Raw genomic sequence first — 9,476 nt, 5'->3', positions numbered from 1 at the left:
CCGATAACGTCGTCCTCGTCGGCATCAAGACGCGAGGAGAGACGCTCGCCGATCGGCTCGCCCGCCGCATCGAAGAAATCGAAGGGAAGCCGATCGCGCTCGGAAACTTGGACATCACGCTATACCGGGACGACTTGTCGAAAAAGTCACTCGACCCGGAAGTGAAAGCGACCGAACTCCCGCATGATATTAACGGCAAGACGGTCGTGTTGATCGATGACGTCTTGTACACGGGACGGACGGTCCGTGCCGCAATGGACGCACTCGTCGACCACGGGCGTCCGGATTATATCCAGCTTGCCGTTTTGATTGACCGCGGACACCGCGAGTTACCGATCCGCCCGGACTTTGTCGGGAAAAATGTCCCGACCTCGAAATCCGAACAAGTCGTCGTCAGACTCAGTGAAGTCGACACGACGGACGAAGTATTCATCAAACAACAGTAACACCAAAACCTTTAAGGTGGTCCAGAGAGGCCAGGAAGGAGAACCACATATGAAACCAATCCTCAACATCCACGAGCGTCCTGCTCACTTGCCACAATGGCTGCTCTTCAGCCTTCAACACGTCTTCGCCATGTTCGGAGCGACGATTTTAGTCCCGATTTTGACAGGACTGAACACATCTGTCGCCCTCGTCGCTTCCGGAGTGGCCACGCTCTCATTCCTAGCCATCACCCGATTCAAAGTCCCGACGTATCTCGGGTCAAGTTTCGCCTACATCGCGCCGATCATCGCAGTCAGCCAACAATGGGGCGTCGAAGCCGCACTGTTCGGCGGCATCATCGCCGGTTCGGTTTACGGTGTCGTCTCACTCATCATCTATAAGACGGGCGTGCGTTGGCTGTTGCGGCTCTTGCCGCCGGTCGTCGTCGGCCCGGTCATCATGGTCATCGGCCTGTCGCTCGCACCGGTCGCCATCGACATGTCAATGAACCAAGACGGAGCGTACAACGGCACGTTCGTCACGATCGCCTTGCTCACGCTCGGCATCACGATGGTGGCGATGACGAAATTGAAAGGGGTATGGGGCGCCGTCCCGATCCTCTTCGGAATCGTCGGCGGCTATGCCATCGCAGCCATGTTCGGGATCATCGACTACTCGGCTATCGGACAAGCGAGCTTGTTCCAACTGCCTGACTTCACGATGGTATTCGTCGATTACATGCCGATGTGGCAAGTCGGGGCTCTCCTCGCGATCGTCCCGGTCGCCCTCGTCACGATGACAGAGCATATCGGCGACCAGATGGTCACATCGAAAATCATCGGACGCGAGACGATGAAAGACCCAGGCCTGCACCGTACGCTTCTCGGCGACGGTGTCGGGAAAGCGGTCGCGTCGGCGCTCGGCGGCCCGCCGTGTACGACGTACGGTGAAAACAACGGCGTCATGGCCATCACGAAAGTGTACAGTGTGTACGTCATCGCCGGTGCAGCACTCATGGCAATCAGCTTCGGCTTCCTCGGCCACGTCGAGGCGTTCATCTCGACGATCCCGAACCCGGTCAAAGGCGGCATCTCGATCCTGTTGTTCGGTGTCATCGCCTCGAACGGGCTACGGACGATGGTCGAAAGCAAAGTCGACCTCGCCGAGAAACGTAATTTGATCATTGCCTCGGTCATCCTCGTCGTCGGACTTGGCGGGGCGATGGTCCAACTCGGCAGCTTCCCGGTCCAAGGGATGGCGCTCGCGACAATCGTCGGCATCCTCTTGAACGCCTTCTTGCCAAAAGAAGAGACGAGTGCGGAAGCCGATGAGCAACCAACTGAAGAAACTCGACAAGCAAGTAACTTTTAATTCGATCCCGTGAGGTCGGCAAAGTGAAGGCTCGTTTATTTGGGTGTAGTCTACCCAAATGAAGGCGTCCCTTCACGTAGGTGAAGAGGCGCCTTTTCTCTTTGCCTTCTACGAAAAAGGAGGAGACGAACATGAACTTGATCAAACAACAACCGAAACATTTTGTCAGTCTGGATACGCTCACGTTAGAAGAGATCATGGGGATGATTGAGGAGTCGCTGCGCTACAAACAAGGTGACATGCCCCCGCTGTTTGATGGGAAGACGGTCGCGAACTTGTTCTTTGAAAACTCGACGCGGACGAAAAATTCGTTTCAAATGGCCGAGCGGCATTTGAAGATCCAAGAGATCCCTTTCGACGTGGCAACGTCGTCGGTGACGAAAGGCGAGACGCTCTACGACACGTGCAAGACGCTCGAGGCGATCGGTGTCGACGCCCTCGTCATCCGTCACCCGGAGGATGGGTACTATCACGAGCTCGTCGAGAAGCTGTCCATCCCGGTGTTGAACGGAGGAGACGGCAGCGGGGAACATCCGTCGCAGTCGCTGCTCGACCTCGTCACCATCTATGAAGAGTACAAAACGTTTCAAGGCTTGAACATCGCCATCTGTGGTGACCTCGTCCATAGTCGTGTCGCCCGGTCGAACGCATCGGTATTGAAACGACTCGGCGCGAACGTCGTCGGATGTAGCCCGGCCACGTGGTGGGACGAGTCGATGGGGCTCGTTCATCGCGACATTGACGACGTCTTGCCAGACTGTGATGTCATCATGTTGCTCCGCGTCCAACACGAACGCCACATCATGGGTGACATATTCTCGAAAGAAGACTATCACGCCCGCTTCGGCTTGACGGTCGAGCGAGTCGGCAGAATGAAGCCGAGCGCGATCATCATGCATCCGGCCCCGGTCAATCGGGACGTCGAGATCGCGGGCAGTTTGATTGAACATCCACAGTCGCGTATCTTTCCACAGATGACGAACGGGGTATACGCACGCATGGCCATCTTACAACGAGCATTAGGGGGACAATTATGATACTTCAACGAGCAACTTGGTATGACGGGAACATGAAACGGACAAGTGATGTATTGATTGAGGACGGCATCATTCGTTCGGTCGACTATGATGGGCCAACGAACGGTCACGACTTGATCGACGCGAGCGGGAAGCTCCTCATCCCAGGACTTGTCGACGTGCACGTCCATTTGCGTGAACCGGGCGGTGAGAAGAAAGAGACGATCAAGACAGGGACCGAGGCGGCAGCGGCCGGCGGCTTTACGACGATCTGCGCCATGCCGAACACACGCCCCGTCCCGGACGACCGGGCGACGATGGACGATCTGTTGACGAAAATCGAACAAGACGCCGTAGTGCGCGTGCTGCCATACGCGGCCATAACGAAGCGACAGCTCGGAACCGAGCAAGTCGACATGGCATCACTCGCGGACGCGTTCGCGTTCACGGATGACGGTGTCGGCGTCCAATCGGCGGCGATGATGCGCGAGGCGATGCGCGAGGCGAAACGGCTCGGGAAAGCGGTCGTCGCACACTGCGAGGATAATACGCTCAAGGCCGGTTCGGTCCACGAAGGCCGGTTCAGTGAAGAACATGGTATCCAAGGCATCCCGAGCCTCGCCGAGAGCATCCACATCGCCCGTGACGTCTTGATCGCCGAAGAGACCGGTTGCCACTATCACGTCTGCCACGTCTCGTCTAGGCAGTCGGTCCGTGTCATTCGTGACGCCAAACGAGCGGGCATTCACGTCACGGCCGAAGTGACGCCGCACCACCTCGTCTTGTGCGAAGATGACATCCCGGGTCTGGATTCAAACTTCAAGATGAATCCGCCGCTCCGGAGCGCAGACGACCGGGAGGCGCTGTTAGAAGGATTGCGCGACGGGACGATCGATATGATTGCGACCGACCATGCCCCGCATACGGCAGAAGAAAAAGCGGAAGGGATGGAACGGGCGCCATTCGGTATCACCGGGTTCGAGACCGCGTTCCCGCTCCTGTACACGACGTTCGTCAAAACGGGGCAGATGGAAGAGGCGACGCTCATCGAGTGGATGACGAAGCGGCCGAGTGACGTGTTCGGTTTGCCTTACGGGATAATCGGTGTCGGCCGAGCAGCAGACCTCGTTCTCGTCGACACGAACACGGTGCGCCAGGTCGACCCGGCGACGTTCCGTTCGAAAGGGAAGAATACACCGTTCGCAGGGAAAGAACTGACAGGATGGCCGGTCATGACGATCGCGGCCGGAGAAATCGTATATAAGGGGAGATTCGATGAAACGAACATTATGGCTTGAAGACGGGACGGCATTTGTTGGGAAGGCGTTCGGCGCTGATGTCGAGACGAGCGGGGAAGTCGTGTTCCAGACGGGGATGACCGGGTATCAAGAGATGTTATCCGACCCGTCTTACTGCGACCAGCTCATCGTGTTGACGAATCCATTGATCGGGAACTACGGGGTGAACCGAGAAGATTTCGAGACGACCGTCCCGATGGCGAAAGGGCTCATCGTAAAAGAAGTGTGCGAGACGCCATCAAACTTCCGCTCGACGGCGACGTTGTCGGAAACGCTCACGCGCTTCGGGATCCCGGGACTAGAAGGCATCGACACTCGGATGCTCACGCGCCATCTTCGTTCACGCGGGGTCATGCGCGGCGTCATGGTCGACGGGGAATCGACGTGGGCGACCGTGGCGGGCCGGTTCGAAGACGATCTGCGTACCGATCAAGTCGAACGTGTGTCGACGAAGCGGGCCTACGTCACGACAGGAAGCGGACCGCGCATCGCCCTCATCGATTTCGGGGCGAAGCTCGGCATCATGCGTGAACTCGTGAAGCGCGACTGTGAAGTCGTCGTCTTGCCGCACGACGTGACGGCCGAAGAAGTGATGCGCTACGAACCGGACGGCGTTATGCTGTCGAACGGGCCGGGTGACCCGAAAGACGTCCCGACGGCTCTCCCGCTCATCGAGACGCTCATGCCGAAACTACCGATTTTCGGGATTTGTCTCGGCCATCAATTGATTTCGCTCGCGGGCGGTGCGAATACGTTCAAACTCCCGTTCGGCCATCGCGGCGCCAATCATCCGGTGCTCGAACTTGAGACCGGTGCGGTGACGATCACCTCGCAAAACCATGGATACGCGGTCGAGGAGTCCTCACTCGCACACACCTCGCTCATCGTCACGCATCGGGCCGTCAACGATGGGACGGTCGAAGGCGTGAGACACTTGCATCATCCGACGTTCTCGGTCCAGTACCATCCAGAAGCGGCACCGGGACCTTACGATGCCAATGACTTATTCGACCGTTTCATGACACTCGTCCAAGAAAACAAACAGAAAGTAGGAATATGACATGCCAAAACGACCAGATATTCAGAAAATCCTTGTAATCGGATCCGGTCCGATCGTCATCGGACAGGCGGCAGAATTTGACTATGCTGGTACCCAGGCGTGTCTAGCGTTGAAAGAAGAAGGATACGAGGTCATCCTCGTCAACTCGAACCCGGCGACGATCATGACCGATCCGACGACGGCAGATCGCGTCTACATCGAACCGCTCGAACCAGAGTTTGTCGAGCGCATCATCCGGCAAGAACGTCCCGACGCGCTGCTTGCGACGCTCGGTGGACAGACGGGACTCAACTTGGCGATGGAACTTGACCGCCGCGGCGTGCTTGAAGATTGCGGCGTCGAACTGCTCGGTACGAGATTGTCGGCCATCGAACAAGCCGAGGACCGTGAACAGTTCCGCGACTTGATGTATAAACTTGGACATGGTGTGCCTGAAAGTGAGATCGTCCAGACGCTCGAGTCGGCTTGGGGATTCGCCGACCGGATTGGTTACCCGATCATCATCCGTCCGGCGTACACACTCGGAGGAACCGGTGGTGGGATCGCCCATGACCGGAATGAATTCGAACAGTTCGTCGAATCAGGACTGAAAGCGAGCCCGGTGACGCAAGTATTGCTCGAGAAGTCGATCGCCGGCATGAAAGAAGTCGAATACGAGGTCATGCGTGACTCGAGCGACCAAGCGATCATCGTCTGTGCGATGGAAAACTTTGATCCGGTCGGGGTCCATACGGGCGACTCGATCGTCTTCGCCCCGACGCAGACATTGTCAGACCGCGATTACCAGATGCTCCGTAGCGTCTCGCTCGACATCATCCGCGCCCTCGGCATCGAAGGCGGTTGTAACATCCAGTTCGCCCTCGACCCGGAAAGCTTCACGTATTACGTCATCGAGGTCAACCCGCGTGTCTCACGCAGCTCGGCGCTCGCTTCGAAAGCGACAGGCTATCCGATCGCAAAGCTCGCTGCCAAAGTAGCGGTCGGCTATAAGTTATCGGAATTGAAAAACCCGGTGACGGAAACGAGTTACGCCTCGTTCGAACCGGCGCTCGACTACGTCGTCGCCAAAATCCCGCGCTTCGCGTTCGATAAGTTCGAGACCGCCGACCGCCGTCTCGGCACGCAAATGAAAGCGACCGGGGAAGTGATGGCGATCGGCCGTAATTTAGAAGAAGCGCTCTTGAAGGCCGTCCGCTCGCTCGAGCTCGGGACGGAAGACTTGGCCATGCCACGGCTCGCGGAACTAAGTGCGAATGAACTCGACCGCGAGCTGACGACGCCGACCGATGAGCGATTGTGGATGCTCTACGAGGCGCTCCGCCGCGGCTATTCGACGGAACAGCTGCATGAGCTGACAAAGATCGATCGCTTCTTTTTAGCGAAACTCGATCGAATTTGGCAACAAGAAGAAACGCTCCGGCGTGAGCCGCTCTCGAAAGAGCGCCTCGCCGAAACGAAACGACTCGGCTTCAGCGACAAGATGATCGCCCGGATCGTGAACGAGAGCGTGGAGACGGTCACGTCGCTCCGGAAAGACTGGGACATCCGGCCGGTGTATAAGATGGTCGATACTTGTGCCGCCGAGTTCGCCTCGGAGACACCGTACTTCTACGGGACTTATGAAGTCGAGAACGAAGCGGTGAAAACGGACAAGCCGTCCATTCTCGTCCTCGGCTCCGGCCCGATCCGCATCGGCCAAGGTGTCGAGTTCGACTACGCGACCGTCCACTCGATTCAGACGATCCGTGACGCAGGCTATGAAGCAATCATCATCAACAACAACCCGGAGACGGTGTCGACCGATTTCTCGATCTCGGACCGACTCTACTTTGAACCGCTCACGACCGAAGACGTGCTCGAGGTCATCGAGAACGAACAACCGCTCGGCGTCATCGTCCAGTTCGGTGGCCAGACGGCCATCAATTTGGCGGCTTCACTTGAAGCGGAAGGGGTACAAATTTTAGGGACATCGCTTGAAGACATCGACCGTGCCGAAGACCGGAAAGCGTTCGAAGCGACGCTCTCGGCCGAACAGCTTGCTCAACCGCCAGGCAAGACGGCGGTCACGGTCGAAGAAGCCGTCGCCTGTGCCGAACTGCTCGGCTATCCGGTGCTCGTCCGCCCGTCTTACGTCCTCGGCGGCCGAGCGATGGAAATCGTCTATGAGCGCTCGGAGCTCGAACGGTACATGCGTCACGCCGTCGTCGCCTCGAAAGACCGCCCCGTCCTCATCGATCGCTACTTGACGGGAATCGAGATCGAAGTCGATGCCATCTGTGACGGGACGGACGTCTACATCCCGGGCATCATGGAACATATCGAGCGGGCCGGGGTCCATTCGGGCGATTCGATCGCGGTCTATCCGCCGCAACGGTTGAGCGCAGAGTTGAAACAAAAAGTCGTCGACTATACGATCAAACTCGCCAAGGCGTTCCGAATCAAAGGGTTGCTCAACATCCAGTTCGTCTACGCTGACGATCTATACGTCATCGAAGTTAACCCGCGGGCGAGCCGGACCGTCCCGTTCATCTCGAAAGTGACGGGCCTTCCGGTCGCACGCATCGCCACGCAAACGATTCTCGGGACGAGTCTTAAACAACTCGGTCTCGGGACCGGCCTGCATCCGGAAGCGGACGCGATTTCGGTCAAAGTGCCGGTGTTCAGTTTCGCGAAATTAAAAGAAGTCGACCCTTCACTCGGACCAGAGATGAAATCGACCGGTGAAGTCATGGCGACAGACCGGACGCTCGAAAAAGCGCTGTTTAAAGGACTCGTCGCTGCCGGGATGACGATCGCCTTGAAAGGCAACGTCCTGTTGACGGTCGCCGATCAAGACAAGGAGGAAGCGCTCGACATCGCGCGTCGCTTCAACCGACTCGGGTTCCGTTTGATGGCCACGTCCGGGACGGCACTTGCGCTCTCGGCAGATGGATTGCCGGTCCATCCGGTCGGTAAAATCAATGAGGCCGGGGAGACGATGCTGAGCGTCATCGAACGGGGTGAAGTCGACATCGTCTTGAACACGACGACGCGTGACGCCCTCGCGACGAAAGACGGCTTTATCATTCGTCGGGCCGCAGCCGAGCAAGGGGTACTCTGTCTGACATCGCTCGACACGGTCACGGCGCTGCTCCAAGTCATCGAGAGCCTGTCGTTCCAAACGACGAGCCTGCCGGCGTTCACGACTTTCGGGGTGACCGTATGAGACAGTTCGCAACGGTGCTCTCAAATCATCCGATCGCAAAAGGGGCGATGGAGATGAAAGTGTCGGTCGACACGAACGAGATTGCGCCCGGAACGTTCTTTCACGTGAAAACGTCAGAGCTGCTCCGGCGCCCGCTCTCGGTCGCGAACGTCGAAGGGAACGTCGTGACGTTCTTGTATAAAGTCATCGGGGCGGGGACGACAGACCTCGCCGCGCGTCGCGCCGGAGACAAGCTGGACGTGCTCGGACCTCTTGGCAACGGCTTTCCGCTCCAACAAGCCGGAAAACGTGTCGTCCTCGTCGGTGGGGGCATCGGGGTGCCGCCACTGTATTACACGCGGCGCGTGCTCGCCGCCCGCGGAATCGAGACGGTGGCGATTCTCGGGTTTGATACGAAAGCGAGCATCTTTTATGAAGACGCGTTCCGCGAGCTCGGAGAGACGATCATCACGACGGTCGACGGAACGTATGGGGAAAAAGGGTTTGTGACGGGGCCGCTCGCGCAGGTTGATGCCGATGTGTTGTTCAGCTGCGGTCCAGAACCGATGTTGAAGGCGGTCGCCGCATCGCACATCGAAGAGCGGTATATCTCGATCGAGAATCGGATGGGGTGTGGTATCGGGGCTTGTTTCGCCTGTGTGTACCAAGCTCCAGACGGTTACGTCAAAGTATGCAGTGACGGACCGGTATTTCGTGCGGAAGAGGTGACGCTATGAGACTACACGTTGACTTGCCAGGCTTACGATTGAAAAACCCGATCATGCCGGCGTCAGGCTGTTTCGGATTCGGGGAAGAGTTCGCGAAACTCTATGATTTATCTATCCTTGGCGGCATCATGATCAAGGCGGCGACGGGTGAGGCACGGTTCGGTAACGGCACGCCCCGGGTCGCCGAGACGGCGCAAGGGATGCTCAACGCGATCGGCTTGCAAAATCCGGGCGTCGAGTCGATCATCGACTCGAAATTACCGTTCTTGTCGACGTTTGATACCGAGATTATCGCCAACGTCGCCGGGTCGACGCCTGAAGAATACGTCCGTGTCGCGCGTCTGCTGAGCGCGGACCCGACCATCAAAGCACTCGAACTGAACATCTACGGCA

Annotated in this window: 7 protein-coding genes and 1 pseudogene; all 8 read left to right on the top strand. The window is 57.8% G+C overall.

Features of this window, described 5'->3' with window-relative positions:
- Positions 1-446, top strand: a 446-nt coding sequence (gene pyrR, locus L971_RS14295; protein WP_231557620.1) for a bifunctional pyr operon transcriptional regulator/uracil phosphoribosyltransferase PyrR, incomplete at its 5' end; no start/stop codon positions are given.
- 49 nt (positions 447-495) lie between these two features.
- Positions 496-1,797, top strand: a complete 1,302-nt coding sequence (locus L971_RS14290) for a uracil-xanthine permease family protein (protein ID WP_024370041.1) — start codon at positions 496-498, stop codon at positions 1,795-1,797.
- A gap of 131 nt (positions 1,798-1,928) precedes the next feature.
- On the top strand, positions 1,929-2,834 hold the full coding sequence (locus tag L971_RS14285; protein WP_047376440.1) for an aspartate carbamoyltransferase catalytic subunit: 906 nt from the start codon (positions 1,929-1,931) through the stop codon (positions 2,832-2,834).
- Positions 2,831-4,111: a dihydroorotase gene (locus L971_RS14280; RefSeq protein ID WP_047376438.1), complete on the top strand. Its 1,281-nt coding sequence runs from the start codon at positions 2,831-2,833 to the stop codon at positions 4,109-4,111. Before L971_RS14285 ends, L971_RS14280 begins: the two co-directional genes overlap by 4 nt.
- On the top strand, positions 4,089-5,171 hold the full coding sequence (locus tag L971_RS14275; protein ID WP_047376437.1) for a carbamoyl phosphate synthase small subunit: 1,083 nt from the start codon (positions 4,089-4,091) through the stop codon (positions 5,169-5,171). The genes L971_RS14280 and L971_RS14275 overlap by 23 nt, the downstream gene beginning before the upstream one ends.
- A 1-nt stretch (position 5,172) precedes the next feature.
- The gene (gene carB / locus L971_RS14270) at positions 5,173-8,376 is read left to right on the top strand and encodes a carbamoyl-phosphate synthase large subunit (protein WP_047376435.1); all 3,204 of its coding nucleotides are present in this window, start codon (positions 5,173-5,175) and stop codon (positions 8,374-8,376) included.
- Entirely contained in the window at positions 8,373-9,092 is a 720-nt protein-coding gene (locus L971_RS14265) for a dihydroorotate dehydrogenase electron transfer subunit (RefSeq protein WP_047376433.1), read from the top strand. Before carB ends, L971_RS14265 begins: the two co-directional genes overlap by 4 nt.
- Positions 9,089-9,476 (top strand): annotated as a pseudogene (locus tag L971_RS14260) (dihydroorotate dehydrogenase catalytic subunit); the annotation flags it as partial. The gene L971_RS14265 and the pseudogene L971_RS14260, both read left to right, overlap by 4 nt.

The sequence above is a fragment of the Exiguobacterium sp. ZOR0005 genome (assembly GCF_000798975.1).
GTDB classification, from domain to species: Bacteria; Bacillota; Bacilli; order Exiguobacteriales; family Exiguobacteriaceae; genus Exiguobacterium; species Exiguobacterium aurantiacum.
This window is presented reverse-complemented; position numbering and strand designations above follow the sequence as displayed.

Bases quoted from the DNA above. Each gene is read 5' to 3' on its own strand.
- L971_RS14275 (WP_047376437.1), top strand. From the start codon at position 4,089: ATGAAACGAACATTATGGCTTGAAGACGGGACGGCATTTGTTGGGAAG.
- carB (WP_047376435.1), top strand. From the start codon at position 5,173: ATGCCAAAACGACCAGATATTCAGAAAATCCTTGTAATCGGATCCGGT.
- L971_RS14265 (WP_047376433.1), top strand. From the start codon at position 8,373: ATGAGACAGTTCGCAACGGTGCTCTCAAATCATCCGATCGCAAAAGGG.
- L971_RS14290 (WP_024370041.1), top strand. From the start codon at position 496: ATGAAACCAATCCTCAACATCCACGAGCGTCCTGCTCACTTGCCACAA.
- L971_RS14280 (WP_047376438.1), top strand. From the start codon at position 2,831: ATGATACTTCAACGAGCAACTTGGTATGACGGGAACATGAAACGGACA.
- L971_RS14285 (WP_047376440.1), top strand. From the start codon at position 1,929: ATGAACTTGATCAAACAACAACCGAAACATTTTGTCAGTCTGGATACG.